The sequence below is a fragment of the Ancylomarina salipaludis genome, from assembly GCF_004122035.1.
In the GTDB taxonomy this organism is placed as follows: domain Bacteria; phylum Bacteroidota; class Bacteroidia; order Bacteroidales; family Marinifilaceae; genus Ancylomarina; species Ancylomarina salipaludis.
In genome coordinates this window covers 30,090-49,062 of sequence record NZ_SAXA01000019.1, presented here as the reverse complement: position 1 = coordinate 49,062, position 18,973 = coordinate 30,090, and the positions used below count along the sequence as shown (strand labels likewise).

Genomic DNA, 18,973 nt, shown 5'->3' with positions numbered 1-18,973 from the left:
GGATTATTCAGTTTGCTTATCGTATTTTTATTATGTATGAAGCTGTCTGGACAAAATTTCCAGGTTGTTAGGTCAGCCTTTGAAAAGAGCTATAAATATGAGAAAGAAGGTGATTTCTCTCATGCTCTTGATCAGTTAAAAGAGGTTTATGACGAGGATTCGTATGAAATCAATTTGCGCTTAGGTTGGCTTAATTACCAGGCAGGTATATTTACTGAGTCTATTGCACACTATCAGCGTGCAATTAATTTGATGCCCTATGCAGAGGAGGCAAAATTTGGTTTGATTTTGCCCAAAGCAGCTATGGGCAAATGGACTGAAGTAGTAAATCTCTATAAAGAAATTTTGGAGATTTCACCCAATCAAACTATAGCCAATTACAGATTGGGACTTATCTATTACGGACAGGAGGCTTATGAAAAAGCTTATCTTCACTTTAAAAAAGTAGTTGATTTGTATCCTTTTAGTTATGATTCACTTATCATGCTGGCGTGGACTAATTATCATATGGGGAAAAGCCGAGAAGCTTTAATCCTTTTCGAGAAAAGTCTGTGGTATTTTCCTCAGGATCCATCTGCCTTGGAAGGTTTGAAGCTATTGGGGGAGGGAAATTGATTGCAAAAATTTGAATATAAAAAAAGCTCCAATCTTGAGATTGAAGCTTTTTTTGTACCCGGGGCGGGACTTGAACCCGCACGGCCGTGAAGCCACTGGATTTTAAGTCCAGCGTGTCTACCAATTCCACCACCCGGGCATCCTTAAAGGATTGAGCGAGAAACGAGACTCGAACTCGCGACCCCAACCTTGGCAAGGTTGTGCTCTACCAACTGAGCTATTCTCGCATTTTGCTAACCTATATTTTCGATCGTTATCGAAATAAGTTTTGCAGCCTTTGGGTGAATAAACAAGGCTTTGCAGCCATTGTTTTTTCGTTTTGACGTTGCAAATATATGCGCTTTTTTTGATTCTGCAAAAGAAAAAATGAAAATAGCCTCTTTTTTTTCACTTTCTTGGAATGCTAATAAAATCGCGGGGTTCGTGACTTCCTGAAAGTCAGAGAATCACTATTAAAATGGCAGGACTGAAAAAAAATAGTTTTTTTTTGAAAAATGATTTCTCAGTCCTGCCAAATGCTCGTCGGATTACAATCCGGATATCTTTTTTATCTCGTTAAGTTTGTTTAGAGCTTCAATCGGAGTCAAATTATTAAGATCCATTCCTCGAATTTCATCACGAATTTGTTGCAGAACGGGATCATCCATCTGAAAAAAGCTCATCTGAAAACCTTCTCGATGTTGTGCAATATCACCAACGGGCTTGGCTAAAGCTTCACCATTTTTATTGCCTTCGAGCTGAATGAGGATATCATCGGCTCGTTTTACCACCGATTTGGGCATACCCGCCATACGGGCAACATGAATACCAAAACTGTGGTTGGATCCGCCAGGCACCAATTTGCGTAGAAAAATAACCTTATTGTTGACCTCTTTAACCGATACATTGAAATTTTTCACTCGGTTGAAGCTGTGCTCCATCTCGTTTAGTTCGTGATAATGGGTTGCAAACAAGGTTTTACCCTTGAATTTGGGATGTTCGTGAATGTATTCTACAATCGACCAGGCAATGGAAATTCCATCATAGGTACTGGTTCCCCGTCCTAACTCATCTAAAAGAATCAGTGAGCGGGAAGACAGATTGTTTAGAATACTGGCTGCTTCGTTCATCTCTACCATGAAAGTTGATTCGCCCAAAGAAATATTATCGGAAGCACCTACACGAGTGAAAATTTTATCGACATAACCTATTTTAGCCTCTTCAGCGGGAACAAAACTACCAATTTGGGCCATCAGTACAATAAGAGCTGTTTGGCGCAGTAGGGCTGACTTACCTGCCATATTGGGGCCCGTAATGATAATCACCTGCTGTTTGTCGTTATCCAGATACACATCGTTGGCAATATATGATTCCCCAATAGGCAGCTGTTTCTCAATCACAGGATGACGTCCCTGTTTGATATCGATGATTTGGCTGTCATTAATTTCAGGGCAGTTGTATTGATTCTCTTTAGCCAACTTCGCAAAAGAAAGCAGACAGTCCAGTCGGGCAATCATTGCAGCATTCAGTTGAATAGAGCTGATGTAATCGGTAATACTGATTACCAGATCGTTGTATAGTCGGGTTTCCAGGGCCAGAATTTTTTCTTCAGCGCCTAAGATTTTGTCTTCATAGTCTTTGAGCTCCTGAGTGATATAACGCTCAGCACTCACCAGCGTTTGTTTGCGGATCCACTCATCAGGAACTTTATCCTTATGTGTGTTTCGGACTTCTATATAGTAGCCAAATACATTGTTGAAGCCGATTTTTAAGGATGGAATACCAGTGCGCTCGCTTTCGCGAACCTGCATTTGCAATAAGTAATCTTTTCCTGAAAAGGCAATTTTTCTCAAATCATCAAGGCTTGTCGATACCCCATCAGCAATAACACCTCCTTTGCTAACCATAGCCGGAGGATCTGCTTTAATTTCATTCTCAATTTTTTCACGAATGCTCTGACAGGGGTTCAATTGTTCGCCAATTTTCACCAGATTTTCATTTCCTGATTGCAGGCAGCTGACTTGAATGGGTTCAATGGCGACGAGTGCATTTTTTAATTGCACCACCTCACGTGGCGATATTCGCCCCACTGCAACTTTGGATATGATTCGTTCCAGATCACCAATCTGTTTAATCTCATCTTCAATTTCCCAGGCTTTTTCTTCATTGGCATGAAAATATTTCACGACATCCAAACGGTTATTGATGCGTGCCGGATCTTTAAGCGGTAGCGATATCCATCGTTTAAGCAATCGCGATCCCATTGGTGACAGGGTTTTGTCCATTACCTGAGACAGGGTTTTAGCCCCCTCGTTTAAGGCACCAAAGAGTTCCAGGTTGCGAAGCGTAAATTTATCTAACCACACATAGCGATCTTCTTCGATTCGTGCAATTTGGGTTACATGTCCTGCTTGCGAATGTTTGGTGAAATCCAAATATTGAAGAATAGCGCCCGAGGCAATAATTCCATCCCGAAGGTTGTGTACACCAAATCCTTTGAGCGAATTGGTTTCGAAATGTCTGAGCAAGCGGTCTTGTGCAGCTGTTTCGGTAAATACCCAATCGTCCATGGTGAAGGTGTAGAATTTGCCTCCAAATAGTTCATGAAATTGTTTTTCTTTTCCTTTCTGATAGAGCACTTCTTTAGGTTGAAAGTTACCCATCAGTTTGTCGATATATTCAAAGCTCCCCTCAGCCGTTAGAAATTCGCCTGTCGAGACATCGAGAAAGGCAATTCCAGCCGATTTTTTTTCAAGATGTACACAGGCTAGAAAGTTATTTTCCTTGTGTTCAAGGACATTGTCGTTGTAGGATACTCCGGGAGTAACCAATTCTACAATGCCTCTTTTAACAAGGGTTTTGGTCTTTTTAGGATCTTCCAGTTGCTCACAAATAGCCACACGCATACCTGCTCTTACCAATTTAGGCAGATAGGTGTCGATGGCATGATGAGGAAATCCGGCCAGTTCAACATAGGAGGCCGAACCATTTGCTCTCTTGGTTAGGGTAATGCCTAAAATTTCAGATGTGCGAATGGCATCATCCGAGAAGGTTTCATAAAAATCTCCCACACGAAACAATAAGATAGCATCAGGATGCTTGTCTTTCATTTGATAGTATTGTTTCATCAAAGGGGTTTCAACTGCTTTTCTTTGCTTTGTCAAGGGATTCTATTTTGTTGCCATTTTGTTTTAAGAAATCAATCATAAAACAAGGGGCGAATGATACGCATCTAATTAATTGTATGTTTGCCGTTATGTTTTACCTGCATTAAAATCAGTGTTTAACGCGGGTTTATCCGGCTTATTTTATCAACCTAAAAAATCAATTAGGGAAGGTAAAATAATTTTAGAACAAATATAAGCTTTGACAGAGACTTATTAAAAGGGCTTTGCTGTTTTTTAATAATCTGTCTATTGAGATAGATTTTATGTGATTAAGTGGATTTAGAATTTATGATATAATTCAAAATTAACAGAATCTTAGTTTTTTCAGCAAAATAATACCTCATAGTCTTTTTATATTGCTCTTTTCTTGCAATATTTAATGATCAAAATCTAAACCCAAACCCAATTTGAATTTCCTTATATTATGACTACTATTTTAATTGTTGGAGCAGGTCTATCGTCTACGAGTCTGATAGACTACCTTTTGGAACATGCAAGTGAAAATCAATGGCAAGTTCGTTTAGCGGATAGGTCGTTGGAGCTTGCTCAAAGTAAGATCAAGCGAAATGCCAATGGCTTTGCTTTTAAGTTTGATGTTTCTGATCAGGAAGAGCGAGCCCGGGAAGTGGGCAAGGCCGATTTGGTTATTTCTATGCTACCGCCCCCTATGCATCCGATGTTGGCGCGTGAATGTGTGAAACAGAGTAAGCCATTTTTGAGCCCGTCATATGTTTCACCGGAAATGCAGGTTTTGGATAAAAAGGCAAAAGAACGTGGCGTTCTTCTGTTGAACGAACTGGGCGTTGATCCGGGTATTGATCATATGTCTGCAATGAAAATTATTGATAAGATTAAAGCTAAAGGCGGTGAGTTATTGAGTTTCAAATCTTATTGCGGAGGTATTTTAGCTCCTTCATGTTCAACGAATATCTGGCAGTATAAATTCACCTGGAATCCGCGTAATGTGGTTACTGCCGGCAAAGGAGTAGCAACTTATAAGGAAAAAGGGCAATATAAATACCTGCCATATCAGCAAGTTTTTGCTCATCCTCTTAAAACGATTATGCCTGGTTACGGCGATTTTGAGGTCTATCCCAATAGAGATTCACTTTCGTATCGAAGTCTGTATCACATCGAAGAGATTCCCAGTATTTTGCGGGGGACTATGCGTCGTCCGGGTTTTTGTAAGGCTTGGAATGCTTTTGTAAGTTTGGGTTGTACCGATGAATCCTATGTGATGCGTGATTCTGAAAATCTGACCTATGAGGAATATATTGAAAGTTTTTTACCTCATGACGAACGATCGGTTGAAGAACGGTTTGCAGATTGTATAGGTGTTTCTTTTACGGATCCAATTATGGAGAAATTCCGATGGCTGGATTTATTTTCTGATAAAAAAGTAGGGATGAAAGAAGGAACACCCGCTTTGATTCTTCAGAAAATTCTGGAGGAAAAGTGGACGCTTGATCCCGATGACAAAGATCTTTTGGTCATGCAGCATCAGTTTGTTTACCAGTTGAATGGTCAGCAAAAGAAAATTACTTCGTCGATGAGTTATGAGGGAAAGGATCAGGATCACACAGCTATGGCCTATACGGTGGGTTTGCCTTTGGCAATTGCTGCTAAGTTGATTCTACATTCTAAGATAGATTTGACGGGTGTACAGATTCCTGTTTCACCTCAGATTTATGAACCTGTTTTAAGGGAGTTGAAAGAATTGGGTGTTTATTTTACAGAGACAGAAGAAGATTGTAGGTAAACTTAAGTTCATTTTCTTAAGTTTGTAGATCAATCAGCGATTTAATTCTATGAGAAAATCTATCCTGTTTTCCCTTCTTGGGCTTTTAATCATAGCATCTTCATGCAGCAGTTTGCCTGCACTTCAATCAAGTTGGGATGAAACTTCCTCTATTCAAAATTCTTTGGAGGGGCTAGAGGCTAATGTTTTTTTTCCTGAAGATGAACTGACTCTGAAGTTGTCTAATGATAAAGAATATCTTGATATTGTAGTGGCGACAAATTCACCCTTGACTTTGAATAAAATCTATAATTTGGGATTGAGTATCTGGTTGGACCCTCAAGGAAAAAATAAGCAGGTTTTTGGCGTGAATTTTCCTTTGCCTGTCGAGAAACCTTACTCCAGGACAGATTTCAAAAACTATATTAGCCGATTCAATTCGCATGAATTACAAGAAGAATATTTCGATCGATTTCAGAAGTACGAGTATGAGGACGTTCGTTTGAAAGAGAATGTGAGCGTGAGCACGCTTGAACAGGATGAGGATTGTCAGGTGTTTTTGAATTCTAATAATCAGATTTTATTTTCGTGTCATATCAGGCTTGCTTTAAGAAAATTGATGGGAGATAATTTCACTTTAGATGGGACTGAAAAAGTGGGCATCAGTATCTTTAGTACCCTGATTCCAACTGAGGCTTATCGTTCTTCACTTTCGAGCAAGGAAGTGATTAATCAACGACTAAATCGACTCAAGGCTGGGGATGATCCCAATCGACAGGAGTTGATTGAGCAATGGACAAACTTTAGTTTAGCTACTGGTGATTAGTTGATGTGATGTTTTTTTGCTTAAAAACTGAGTGAAAGAGAATCTAAAAATCCCATTGGGTTCACCATAGAACCCAATGGGATTTGTTGCATTAGGAAAATTCACTTACCCGACGATTGATGTGGTGTAAGTGAATTTACTTTATCTTTCTTTTTTACTTATCCAAATCTTCATGATATAGCCCCATGCAAGTCCGGTAATGAGACAGATTGGAATGCCAATTAAAATTCTCTGATACGTTATTTCTGGTCCATTAAAAAATGGGAAATTTGTTATCCCCATGATATATATTAATAGCCCAAAGAAAAGACCTGACTTTAACCAGTTTTTTGTAGATTTCATCATTTTAGTTAGTTTAATATTTAAGTCTTGATACTTTTAAAATTATATTTAATTTCAATTATGCCATAAATCAGTGCCCAAGCAGATTGAGCAATAGAGTTTGATACACCACCAGCGATAGCACCAGGTATAGCACCAACACCACCTCCCGAAGCTCCGACTACCCGACCAGAAATTGCAGCTTGAACAGCTCCGCTTGTATCCGCACTCGCCATTGCACTAATTTCATTTGTATAAGAATAAAATGTAACAATAAATAAGCTTTTTTTTCATAATAATTTAGATTAGGCATTGGTCCATTCTCTTATAATTGCCAGTTATTTGAGTTCACTCAATCTTGGTGTTTGTGACTATTAACAGTATGAAGTCTAGTTGAGTATGAATAAATTAATTTAATATTAACACAGGCTTTTATACATAAGACAACTGAAAAGTAAAAAGGGGTGACACAATATTATGTTTTTTATAATTATATTGTGTAGTTGGTGGGTGTGTTTGGTAGGTTGTTTTTGTAAAATTAAACTTGACTGTTTATGCCTATATTTATTTTTAGAAATGAGGGTGGTATGGAGTGTTTAATTAAAATTTTAAATAGAAATCCTTACACAGTTCAATATACTCCGGGCTGTAAACATGTCGATGCCCATTTTCAACACATATTGAGCCTGCCTCGGTTTTTGAATCTACCAGAGTTAATTCGATCAGGAGTCGTTTGGCTGGCTTACCGGGATTGGGAAGAACTTCTATTCGTTTACTCAAGCTAAAACCTGCAATTCGTGCCAGGCGAATAAAGTAATCCCCTTCTGTCACGGGTAAAATGACTGAAAACCTGCCTTCCGGCTTTAATAAAGTTTTTGCTCCTTCAATTAATTCGTCGAAAGGTAAACCGTCGGTATGTCGTGCCTGAGTGCGGGATTCTCCTTTTGCCTTCAGTGAATTGATAAAATAGGGCGGATTGCTGACAATTACATCGTATTTACGGGTTGTTTTGCTGACGAAATCCTGAAAAGAGGCATGGTGGACCTCAATTTGACTCGGCCAGGGACAATCCTTAAAGTTATTAACAGCTTGTTGATAAGATGAGGAGTCAATTTCTACGGCATCAATCTGAGAATTATTTTCAGTTCGCTGAGCCAACATGATGGCAATTAAACCTGTTCCGGTTCCAATATCCAAAAATGATGTAGCGCCATTGACATCTGCCCATGCGCCTAATAAAACCCCATCAGTTCCCACTTTCATTGCAGATCCATCCTGATTGATTTTGAATTGTTTGAATTGGAAATAGGAATTAGCCATGTTTTGTGTACTTCTGCTATTTTATTATTTATTGATTTTAAAACTTTTCAAAAATGCCCAAACCAAAGAGAGCAAAGTCGTATTTGACAGGATCTTTAGGATCGAGTTGTCGTAAAGAATTTGTGATTTCGTCTACTGCCGGCCAATCGTCTTGTTTACGTTTTAATAAACCAAGTTTGCGACCAACACGACCAGTATGTACATCCAAGGGCAAATAGAGATCAGCTGGCGATATCTTTTTCCAAATGCCAAAATCTACACTGCGTTTATCATCACGAACCATCCATCTTAGAAACATATTCAGGCGTTTGGCTGATGATTTTTTTAAGACGTTGGAAATATGTTTTTCTGTGCGCAAGGGATGATCAATGGAGAAAAATATTTTTCGAAAATGAGCCAAGGCATCTTTTGCATCACCACCATTTGCTGTAGAGAAAATGTTTTCTAATCCACCATGGTTTTTGTATATATTCTGAAGAGATTTTATAAAGAAAATAGCATCCTCACCATTGAAGGTGCGGTGTTTAAATTCTGCAAAAACATCCAGATCAGAATTTTCAGCATTCATTATAAAATCATGAGGGGCTTCGTCCATCCATTGCATGAGTTTTTTTGCGTTTTTTATGATGGTAGGCCTTTGTCCCCAGGCAATGGTTGCAGAAAGAAACCCAGCTATTTCGATATCTTCTTTTTTTGTAAAACCTTTAGGAATTTGAATGGGATCGGTATCGATAAACGTTTCTCTATTATAAAGATCGTATTTTTCATCGAGAAAAGCCTTGAGTTCAGAGCTTGAAAGGTTCATTGTGTATGGGGTGAGTATTTAGAGTTTAGAAGTTCTTGAAGTATTTCTGTGTACTTAGAGTAATGAGTTGTGTTCTTAACTTATAAGTACTCAAGGCACTTTGAACTTTAGGCACTAATATCAATCATCCCATCGGTCATTACAATTTTGCGATCAGCCATGTGTTCCATTTCCAAATCGTGTGTTACAATCACAAAGGTTTGGTTGAGTTTGTTTCTAAGTTCTACAATAATTTCGTGAAGTTCTTGTCGGTTCACAGAATCAAGATTACCTGAAGGCTCATCGGCAAAAACGACCATAGGTTCGTTGATTAAAGCGCGGGCAATGGCAACCCTCTGTTTTTCCCCACCTGATAGCTCCGATGGTTTATGATCCAGGCGATGATTTAAACCCAGCATGTTTAAAAGTTCGGTAGCTTTAGTTGTTGCTTCGATTCTTGATTTTTTTGCAATATAGGCCGGAATACAGACATTCTCCAGAGCTGTAAATTCGGGTAAAAGATGATGAAATTGGAAAACAAATCCAATATTCTTATTTCGGAAAGCCGAAAGGTCTTTTTCATTCAGGCTTGAAATATCAACACCATCAAAATACAATTGACCCGAGTCGGGTTTATCTAAGGTTCCCAGAATTTGAAGAAGGGTTGTTTTGCCAGCTCCACTTGCACCTACTACAATTACAATTTCTCCTTTTTGAACATTAAAGTCCAAACCTTTTAAGACATGAACTTGTCCAAAACTTTTTTTCAGTTGTTTTGCTTCAATCATAATTGCAGTCTATTTTGGTCTTCTTATTTATGTGCTCAGATTTTATTGGGCAAAGATAAAGAAGATGTAGATTGTGTAAACAAGAACTAAAACAAAGCCTTTCCAACGATGAAGCTTTGCTTTTTTTATTGGTAATACTAACAAAAATAAGAGAAAAGAAATAGCCAGCATCCAAATCAGGTCAAAATTCAAGACATCATTACTAACAAATATGTTTTTAACGACTGAGGAGAGACCTAATACGCCTAAAATATTAAAGATATTTGAGCCGATAATGTTTCCTACTGAGATATCCATTTCTTTTTTAAGAGCCGCAATAACAGAGGTCGCCAGTTCCGGTACTGATGTTCCGAAAGCAACGAGAGTTAGGGCTATGACACGCTCGCTGACTCCATATCCTCTGGCAATATTTTTTGCGGCACCAACCAATAAATCGGCACCAAAATAAAGGCCAACTGAGGCGAGAACAATTAAAACAATAGCCATGAAAATGGATTGTTTTGGTTTTTTGAATTCTTCACTTTCATTGCCTCTTGATTTCATTACAGTAAAAATCATGAAAGCAACTAGCAAAATTAGAAAGACAATGCCTTCCCAAGTTTCGATCAGATTGTTTTGAGCAAAAGCAACGAACAGGAGTGAGGCTCCCATCATGACCGGCCAATCGAATTTTAAAGAATTGCTTTTAACAGGAAGAGGTAGTAAGATGGCTGTAAAGCCTAAAACCAGGGCTATGTTAGAAATGTTGGATCCTACTACATTGCCGATGGCAATATCAGGACTGCCCGAAAGTGCAGCGCCTAAACTTACAAAGAGTTCAGGTGCTGAAGTCCCAAAGGAGATTACTGTAACCCCTACTACAAGTGTGGATATTTTGAAATGAGATGATAAAGCGACACCACCTTTTACCAGTAAATCGCCACTTGATAAAAGAATAACAAAGCCTATAATGAGATATAGATAATCCATGTATAAATGAAAGGTTGTCGGTATGGGAGGCTGTGATATGTAAACAAAAAACAGGCAGTAGAATAAAGTTCTCTGCCCTATTTTAGTACGTCAACCGTAAATAATCACTGAGTTTAGTTCTTATAATTTTTTAGAGATATCGTCTTTGAAATCTTTAATATTGTTAATGATATCTGATTCATCTTTGATTTCTTTTTTAATATCTTCTGTCGCTTTTTTGAATTCCTTCATTCCTTTTCCTAGTCCTTGTGCCAATTCAGGAATTTTTTTAGCACCAAAAAGCATAACTATAACGAGAATAACGACAAAGATCTCAGGACCACTTATAAATACTAACATGATGTTTAAATTTAATATTTTCCCAAAGATACCAAAAGAGATTGATTCTTGTATAAGCTTTAATTAATTAAGAATGGGAATGATGAGTTTATTCTTGAATACAGATATTATTTCAATAAAAAATGCCCCAAGGAAATCCTTGGGGCATGAAATATATCTTGAATGATATGTATTATTTCTTTTTAGCAATTACTTTTTGAATACGTAGTTTCGTATCGTAAGCAATAGGTGTTGCAATAAATAGAGATGAGTATGTACCTACAACTACCCCAATGATTAATGCAAATGTGAAACCTTGAATTGATGTTCCACCGAAAAAGAAGATGGCTAACAATACAACCAAAGTAGAAAGAGACGTACTAAATGTACGACGCAATGTACTATTCAAAGCATTGTTGATATTCTCTTCCGGATCGCGCTTAGGATGTAATCCCAGGTATTCACGAATACGGTCGAATACAACCACGGTATCATTAATCGAATAACCTACTACCGTTAGAATCGCTGCAATAAAGGCCTGATCTATTTCTAGTGAGAATGGTAAGATACTATAAGCAAGAGAGAAGATACCCAATACAATAATTGTATCGTGAGCAAGCGCTGCAACAGCACCTAAACCATATTGCCAGTTAGAGAAACGAACCATGATATAAAGGAAGATCACGATCAATGCAAATAAGATAGACCAAATTGCAGACTGACGAATATCATCGGCAATTGTTGGACCAACTTTCTGAGACATCTTACGGTTATTCTCAAGGAATGATTCCTGTGATGTTCCGGCAGGAAGATACTTCTTCAAACCTTCGAATAGTTTTGCTTCTACTTCATCATCTACCTCAGTTCCTTCTTCGTCAATCTTATACTTAGTAGAAATCTTAACCTGATTATTACCACCAAATGTTTTTACTTCTGGAGCGTGTCCATAAACAACATCTAATGATTTAGCAACATCTTCTACAGATACAGGCTGATCGAAAGCAACAACATAAGTTCTACCTCCGGTAAAGTCGATACCTTGGTTAAATCCACGAGTGAATATTGAACCAAGACTGATGACGATAAAAATACCTGAAATCACATAGAATACTTTTCTTTTTTGAATGAAAGTAATATGTGTATTACGCAACCAATTATCTGTAAGTTTTGTTGTAAATGTAATGTTACGCTTACGCTTAAGGCTGCCTTCAAAGAACAAACGAGTAATGAAAATCGCTGCAAATAATGAAGATAAAATACCAATTACAAGAGTTGTAGCGAAACCTTTAATAGGACCTTCACCAAAAATGTAAAGAATAATACCTGTTAAAAGAGTTGTCAAGTTACCATCGATAATCGCTGAGTAAGCATTTTTGTAACCATCAGAGATTGCCAGGCTTAAACCTTTTCCTGCTTTCATCTCTTCCTGAATACGCTCGAAAATAAGTACGTTCGCATCAACCGACATACCAATCGTCAGGACAATACCTGCGATACCTGGTAAGGTTAATACCGCACCCAATGATGCTAAAACTCCAAAGATGAAGAATAAGTTGGTAATCAAAGCAACATTCGCTGTAAGACCAGCGCCTTTGCTATAGAAGAAGAACATGTAGAATAGAATCAATACAAAGGCAATAATGAATGACCACATCCCTTTTTCAATTGACTCTTTTCCTAGTGATGGACCAACAACTTCGTCAGCAATAATGTGTGCCGGAGCAGGAAGCTTACCTGACTTAAGAATATTGGCAAGGTCTTTTGCTTCAGCAATAGAAAAACCACCGCTAATTGAAGAAGAACCACCTTTAATTTCGGATTGTACTGTAGGAGCCGAATAAACATAGCCATCAAGAACAATAGCAATTGCTCTTTGCAAGTTATCTTTAGTTAAACGTGCCCAAACTTTAGCACCTTCACCGTTCATACTCATTGAGACTTCAGCACTGGCTGTTCTTTGATCAATTTCTTCACGTGCAGATGTTACCACATCGCCATCAAGTGGTGCTTTACCATCACGAGATGTTACTTTTATTGCGTAAAGCTCAAAAAAGTTACCACCTTTATCCATTGGTTTAACATCCCAGTATAACTTTAAGTTACGAGGAAGTAAAGATTTGACAGCTGGCATTGCAAATATAGCATTAACGCGTGCTGTATCTTTAATGTGAGAGTAACCTACAACTGCTAAAGAAGATCCGCTTCTACCCTGGTTAGGAGTAAGAACTGAGAATAGAGGGTATCGCTTAGCCAATTCTTTGGCATTGCTTAATGAATCCTGTGACTCACCTTCAATTTTATCTAAAAGAGCAACATCTTCGTCAGCTTTAGCTTCTTTTTTAACCTCTGGTTTTGCTTCACTCACTTCGCTGGCAGCGTTAATTTCAGCTAACTTTGTGTTAACGGCATTTAAAGCTCCGCCAACTTCGCTGTAAGTGAAAGTCTCCCAGAATTCAAGACTTGCAGTACCTTGAAGAAGTTTACGAACACGAGCGGCATCTTTAATACCCGGAAGTTCGATGATGATACGACCTGAAACGTCAGCTTTCTGAATGTTAGGTTGTGCTACACCAAAACGGTCGATACGAGAACGAAGAATATTGAAGGTATTATCAATAGCAGCTTCCGTTTCGGTCTTAAGTACTTTTATAACCTCGTCGTTCTTAGCTCCAAAAGGAATCTTATCTTTTAACTCAAGAGTACCAAAAATATCTGGTGAAGATAACTGAGCGCTAGGGTTGATCTCGTTGAATGCTTTTCCGAAAAGAGTCACGAAGTCTTCCTGAGAGTTAGCTTGCATCTTCTTAGCTTTTTCAATAGCAGCAACAAAAGTTTCGTCCTTGCTATTATTAGCCATTGCCTTGATGATGTCAATAACGGAAACTTCCATTGTTACGTTCATCCCCCCCTTAAGGTCAAGCCCTAAGTTCATTTCAAGCTCTTTACACTCTTTGTAAGTATAGCCCTTAATTCCTAAGAAACTGTATACTTTTTCTCCTCGAATTGAATCCAGGTAAGTTTGCTCTTTCTTGATATCGCCTGCACCGTACAGTCGAGCATCTTTCTCAACTTTCTTTGTTACATAGGTAAAAGTCAATTGATACAAACTCACTAGGGCAAATACAATAGCGAGAAGTCTTATCGCTCCTTTATTTTGCATGTGTTTAGGTTTAATAAATTCTTATTATGTGATATTTTTATTTTTCACCTTAAATTAACGCACAAATATATTATTTTTTTTTGATTTTTTTTGATCTATATTTTTGTGCTCAGGCTCATTGCTTTAGATGATTTTTATTGGTTTTTGTTTAAAATGATCACGCTTTTTTGATAATCGATAATGGCTTGGTGACGAAGTAAGAAATCGCTACCCAATAAGCCACATATTTGTCGCTGACAATGCTTCTCATACATTTTGTTGATCTGATTTAAATCGATGAGAACAACATTTAAAATTTCAGATTTAAAGTTGCCGAAGCTTAAACTTTTGATCTCCACTAAATCTGATTCTATATCGTCACCACCTAAGCCACAGGATTGAAGATCCTCTTTGTTTTTATCCTGATGTTGGTATTCCTGAACAAAATTTCTATCAAAGACGGTTTTCGAAGCACCTGTATCAATCACCATTTCACCTTCTTGTTCGTCATTTATGGTGCATTTTATAAGCAGATGAAAACTCTGGGTTTCAAGTTCTATGATTTCTATGGGAATGCTGATAGTTTGATTATTCATTTGGGTTCTATCGTTGATTTTATAAATTTTGAAAATCAAAGATAAGGAATGAGAAATAAGAATAGGAGTATTTTGCTTTTTTTAAAAAACTAAGCTCTTCTTTTAATCCGTGTATGAATAATAATTGATGCTAAGGGAGGGATTTTGATTAATTCGTTCATAACTATTCAGCAGATTTAGTCTATATCTGAGATTTCCGGATTTTTATCCCGATTTCTGATTTTGTATGTAAAGCTAAGCATGTAGAATTTATTCAGTTTTGTCGAATAGTTATCTGTTGTAAACAAGTCGCTGACACGATGAGTTCTTTCACTTGTTTGATTTAAGATATCATAAGCGACAAAGGAGATTTCACCTCTTTTGTTTTTGAAAACTTTGCTTGAAATACCGACGTCAATCAACCAGTTGTTTTCAATATCATGGGTGCTGATGTTATTTTTATTCTCAAAGTTGGTGTTGATTTTAAGAATAAAGTTCTTTAAGAAATTCCAGTAAAGACCTAAACTATTGGTTTGAGAGAAATATTGTGATCCTGATGATTTCAAATTGGTGTTTTTAGAAACTGAATATCGGGTTCGACTTGAAATTGTAAAATCAAGTTTTTCACTAATATTTGAGCCAAGTTTTAAACCCTGATTCAAGTTTAAAGAATTTGAAAAGGATTTTTTGTTATTCACCAAAGTTGGATTATGCATGTAATTCGCCGAAACGTTGATGTTTAATTTTGACTGTAATTTTGTAACAGGGATACCATAAGTGATTCTGCCGCTAATATTATATTGTCCATTTAAGTTTATAGGTTGTGAAAACTGACCGCCTTTAGGGAGAATGTATTTTTCATTGATAAGAGTGTCGTTGCTTGCGACAATAGTTCTCTGACTTATGGATCTATTCGATTTATTAACACTCAAATTTAATGTTGTAAAATGACCAGTTTCTATATTGGAGGAGGTATAATACAACATGACATTATGATTCTGAGTCTGCTTTAATTTCGAATTACCTGTTGAAATAAACAGAGGATTTGAGACATTAACGATTTCCTGTAATTGTTTGACACCAGGGTTCGATGTTCCCATTCTGTAATAGATATTTAACATCGAATTTTCATTCAGATAGTACGAGAAACTTGCTGAGGGTAAAATGGTAAAGTAGTTCTTTTCCATATTTCGTTTATTGGGAAATATTTCATCGTTTTTAAGCTTTGTGTATTCAAAATCACTACCTAGCATGAAACTGATTTTATCATTACGATAATTGTAAGCTATTTGGGAGGTGTTGTTAGTCGTTGAATTTTCAAATTGATTTGATGTTAAGGTATCTAGTTGCGAATAAGCTTTAGTTGTTGTATCGGGGTTGTAGCTTTCTTTTTTCGATTTTTCGGTATTTATCGAATAGCGGTAGGCCAATGCTAAACGACTTTTATCACCTAATTTTTCATTAAATGATATGCCGGAACTAAAGTCGTCTGAACTTGTTTTTTGATTTGACACCTGATCGATATTCTGATTGCCTTGATTCGTTTGACTTTTAATCTCAGATTTTTGATCAGCATTAATTTTATTTTCGTTTCTATTGTATGAAGCCTGAACAGATAGTGTTCGTCCCTCTTTATTTAATCTTCTTGAGAACATGATAACCTGATTAAAGCTTGTTGATAGATTATCTGAAGCTGTTTTATTATTGTTTGAATTGATAAATTCGTCTAATAAGTGAGTTTCAGAAAATGAGGTTCTTTTAGATTTTGAATCAGATGCTGATAAATTTGAACTCAGCATAATTTGATTTTTGGGATTGCTTCTGATATCCCAATCAATATTGAGATTGTGGTTGGCCTGATCGTTCCCCGAAATGGTTTTTGTTGATAACTCCTGACCTTCAAGGGGGGCAGCTGTATAGGTGCTTAAGCTTGTATTATTGTTCTCGGTGTTGTTTGCAGTGAAGCGGTAGTTGGCTGATAATTCGCTTTCTTTTTTACCCTTTCCGTTAAAATTCAAACCCAGATTATTTTGTCGTAATTCATTCCCGTCAATCGATCTGCGAGATGTTCTATTGCGACTAAGGTGAAGGGGAGCATTTACATTTTTTGAGTTTCCCACAAGTGTGAATCTGGTGTTTTCAGAAAATTGATTGATCTTGCCTTTGATTGCATATTTTTCGCTTTTTCCAATGCCACCGGCAAGGCTGCCAAATCGCATGTTTTGGCTTTTATTCCGGGTAACAATATTTATGGTTTTGCTTTTTATTTTATCTTCGAAACCAGAGAATTTAGCTTTATCGCTTTTGTATTCATAAACTTCGATGCGCTTAATAATATCGCTGGGAAGTGTTTCTAAAGCTTGATTAACGTCTTTCCCAAAGAATTTTTTCCCATCAACCAAGACTTCTCTGACAGTTTGTCCCTGGGCTGTTAGTTTACCATCCAGCATATAAAAACCAGGCATCTTTGTAATTAACTCTTCTGCATTAGCATCCGGATTAACTTTAAAGGCATTGGGATTGAATAGTGTCGTATCACCTTTTTGTTTTGTTGGCGGAAGGGTCTCAATTATATTGATTTCTCCCAGCATTTCTTCATTCTCAATCAAATTGAATTGGCCAACATCTTTTGTTTTTTTGTCGATATGTATTGTTTTCTGTATTGGTTTATAACCAATAAACGAAATTGAAAGTTGATAATCTCCAGGTTTAACTTTTATATAGAAATCGCCTTTGTCATCAGTGATGGTTCCTTTGTAATCAAGAGAATCTTTTTGATTAATCATTACGATACTAGCTCCGGGCATTGTGTATTGACTGCTTGAATCGAATACACGTCCTTTTATCAGACTGTGTTCCTGAGCAGAACTGATGATAGAGATTAAAGAAAACAGAAGCGTAAATAGATAGCGTGGCATATGAATGGTAAAATGTACTGCGAATATAGAAAGCTTGTAAGTGAAGAAATAGAATGTTGAGGTTAATTGATGTTAAATTATGAAGGAAATGTTATTATTGGGATTAGATGCCAGAAAGGGAGGTATAAAAAAAGCTTGACACGAATGCCAAGCCTTTAGATTATTTAGTGATGAATGTAAATATTACATGATATTCATTTCATCTAAAACTTTCATTACTGATTTTACCGCAGCAGCTGAACCTTCAAGAAGTTCCATTTCTTCTTTATTCAATTTAACTTCGATAACTTCTTCGATACCGTTTTTACCCAATTTAACAGGTACACCTAAATAGATATCTTTCATGCCATACTCACCGTTAAGAAGCGCACAAACAGGGAAGATTCTTTTTTGGTCGCGAACGATAGCTTCAACCATTTGAGCAGCGGCAGCTCCCGGAGCATACCAAGCTGAAGTTCCCATAAGGTTCACCAGTTCACCACCACCTTTTTTAGTTCTCTCGATGATTGCTTCCAATTTGTCAGCTTCGATTAACTCAGTTACAGGAATACCCGCAACAGTAGTGTAACGTGGAAGTGGAACCATAGTATCACCATGACCACCCATCAATAGAGCCTGAATATCCTTAGGAGAAACATTTAATTCCTCAGCAAGGAATGCACGGTATCGAGCAGTATCAAGAACACCAGCCATACCGAATACTTTATTCGATGCTTTTTTAGCAGTCAGGAATGCTGCATAAGTCATCACGTCAAGTGGATTTGATACGATAATGATGATTGCATCAGGAGAATGCTTTACAACGTTCTCTGTTACTGATTTTACGATGCCTGCGTTGATTGAAATTAAGTCATCACGACTCATGCCCGGTTTACGAGGAAGTCCCGAAGTGATTACAACAACCTCTGAACCAGCTGTAGCAGCGTAATCATTGGTCACACCTTTAACATGTGTGTTGTAATAATTGATTGGAGCGGTTTGCCACATATCAAGGGCTTTACCTTCAGATAAACCTTCTTTGATATCAACCAAGATAACTTCGTTTGCCAATTCTTTTTGAGCGATGCAATTTGCACAAGTTGCGCCAACATTACCTGCGCCTACAACAGTTATTTTCATATTCGTAATTTTAAACATGTCGCTAAAAATTTACCACTTCGCTTTTCAGAATTTAAGCTTAAAAGATCCAATGGTTTTTATTCTAAAACGACATAATATATTATAACTAAAAATTTGATGTTCTTTATTGAAGAAATATTTCTTTATTCGAAGACAAATATATTCAGATTGGCATAAATTTAATACCATATTTACCTGCTCTTCAACACTAATATTTAAATATATGAAAATAGTTTGTGTTTTATGTATTTAAAGATGTTTTTATCTGATTTACGAAAACGTTTGCGCTTGAAATTTTATCTAATTATTACAAAATCTGTTATTTATATAGTTTGAAATTTAATATCACAGTAAGGTGAATTTTATGAATAATGTCATTTTTAATTAAGGTAATTTT

Annotated in this window: 15 protein-coding genes and 2 tRNA genes; 3 read left to right on the top strand and 14 right to left on the bottom strand. The window is 37.0% G+C overall.

The window, feature by feature from the left end; genetic code table 11:
- Positions 1 to 36 precede the first annotated feature (36 nt).
- On the top strand, positions 37 to 615 hold the full coding sequence (locus tag EO244_RS15530) for a tetratricopeptide repeat protein (RefSeq protein ID WP_129255604.1): 579 nt from the start codon (positions 37 to 39) through the stop codon (positions 613 to 615).
- A 55-nt stretch (positions 616 to 670) separates the two neighbouring features.
- On the opposite strand, the gene EO244_RS15525 is transcribed toward EO244_RS15530, so the two are convergent.
- From EO244_RS15525 to mutS, 3 genes are all read right to left on the bottom strand, one after another.
- A tRNA-Leu gene (locus EO244_RS15525) sits at positions 671 to 754 on the bottom strand.
- A 15-nt stretch (positions 755 to 769) separates the two neighbouring features.
- A tRNA-Gly gene (locus EO244_RS15520) sits at positions 770 to 842 on the bottom strand.
- Between the two features lie 300 nt (positions 843 to 1,142).
- Complete coding sequence (mutS, locus tag EO244_RS15515; RefSeq protein ID WP_241687995.1) at positions 1,143 to 3,758, bottom strand: DNA mismatch repair protein MutS; 2,616 nt, start codon at positions 3,756 to 3,758, stop codon at positions 1,143 to 1,145.
- A 427-nt stretch (positions 3,759 to 4,185) separates the two neighbouring features.
- Here mutS and EO244_RS15510 point away from each other — a divergent pair, with 427 nt between their 5' ends.
- Positions 4,186 to 5,520 carry a saccharopine dehydrogenase family protein gene (locus tag EO244_RS15510; RefSeq protein ID WP_129255603.1) on the top strand — a complete coding sequence of 445 codons (1,335 nt, stop codon included), beginning with the start codon at positions 4,186 to 4,188 and terminating at the stop codon, positions 5,518 to 5,520.
- 49 nt (positions 5,521 to 5,569) lie between these two features.
- Positions 5,570 to 6,325, top strand: coding sequence for a hypothetical protein (locus tag EO244_RS15505; RefSeq protein ID WP_129255602.1), 756 nt, complete (start codon positions 5,570 to 5,572; stop codon positions 6,323 to 6,325).
- 141 nt (positions 6,326 to 6,466) lie between these two features.
- On the opposite strand, the gene EO244_RS15500 is transcribed toward EO244_RS15505, so the two are convergent.
- The 11 genes from EO244_RS15500 to mdh form a co-directional block, all read right to left on the bottom strand.
- Positions 6,467 to 6,670, bottom strand: coding sequence for a hypothetical protein (locus EO244_RS15500; RefSeq protein ID WP_129255601.1), 204 nt, complete (start codon positions 6,668 to 6,670; stop codon positions 6,467 to 6,469).
- A 17-nt stretch (positions 6,671 to 6,687) separates the two neighbouring features.
- Positions 6,688 to 6,882 carry a hypothetical protein gene (locus EO244_RS15495; protein ID WP_129255600.1) on the bottom strand — a complete coding sequence of 65 codons (195 nt, stop codon included), beginning with the start codon at positions 6,880 to 6,882 and terminating at the stop codon, positions 6,688 to 6,690.
- Between the two features lie 364 nt (positions 6,883 to 7,246).
- Positions 7,247 to 7,966 carry a tRNA1(Val) (adenine(37)-N6)-methyltransferase gene (locus tag EO244_RS15490; RefSeq protein WP_129255599.1) on the bottom strand — a complete coding sequence of 240 codons (720 nt, stop codon included), beginning with the start codon at positions 7,964 to 7,966 and terminating at the stop codon, positions 7,247 to 7,249.
- 37 nt (positions 7,967 to 8,003) lie between these two features.
- Positions 8,004 to 8,771 carry a TIGR02757 family protein gene (locus EO244_RS15485; protein WP_129255598.1) on the bottom strand — a complete coding sequence of 256 codons (768 nt, stop codon included), beginning with the start codon at positions 8,769 to 8,771 and terminating at the stop codon, positions 8,004 to 8,006.
- 107 nt (positions 8,772 to 8,878) lie between these two features.
- A complete protein-coding gene (locus EO244_RS15480; RefSeq protein WP_129255597.1) occupies positions 8,879 to 9,538 on the bottom strand; it encodes an ABC transporter ATP-binding protein in 660 nt (219 codons plus the stop codon).
- 42 nt (positions 9,539 to 9,580) lie between these two features.
- Positions 9,581 to 10,507, bottom strand: coding sequence for a calcium/sodium antiporter (locus EO244_RS15475; protein ID WP_129255596.1), 927 nt, complete (start codon positions 10,505 to 10,507; stop codon positions 9,581 to 9,583).
- Positions 10,508 to 10,627: 120 nt separating this feature from the next.
- The gene (locus EO244_RS15470) at positions 10,628 to 10,846 is read right to left on the bottom strand and encodes a Sec-independent protein translocase subunit TatA/TatB (RefSeq protein WP_206734586.1); all 219 of its coding nucleotides are present in this window, start codon (positions 10,844 to 10,846) and stop codon (positions 10,628 to 10,630) included.
- Between the two features lie 172 nt (positions 10,847 to 11,018).
- Positions 11,019 to 13,985: a protein translocase subunit SecDF gene (gene secDF, locus EO244_RS15465; RefSeq protein ID WP_129255594.1), complete on the bottom strand. Its 2,967-nt coding sequence runs from the start codon at positions 13,983 to 13,985 to the stop codon at positions 11,019 to 11,021.
- Positions 13,986 to 14,119: 134 nt separating this feature from the next.
- On the bottom strand, positions 14,120 to 14,560 hold the full coding sequence (locus EO244_RS15460) for a retropepsin-like aspartic protease (RefSeq protein ID WP_129255593.1): 441 nt from the start codon (positions 14,558 to 14,560) through the stop codon (positions 14,120 to 14,122).
- A gap of 176 nt (positions 14,561 to 14,736) precedes the next feature.
- Positions 14,737 to 17,457, bottom strand: coding sequence for a TonB-dependent receptor (locus EO244_RS15455; RefSeq protein ID WP_129255592.1), 2,721 nt, complete (start codon positions 17,455 to 17,457; stop codon positions 14,737 to 14,739).
- A gap of 183 nt (positions 17,458 to 17,640) precedes the next feature.
- Positions 17,641 to 18,576, bottom strand: coding sequence for a malate dehydrogenase (gene mdh, locus EO244_RS15450; RefSeq protein WP_129255591.1), 936 nt, complete (start codon positions 18,574 to 18,576; stop codon positions 17,641 to 17,643).
- Positions 18,577 to 18,973 lie beyond the last annotated feature (397 nt).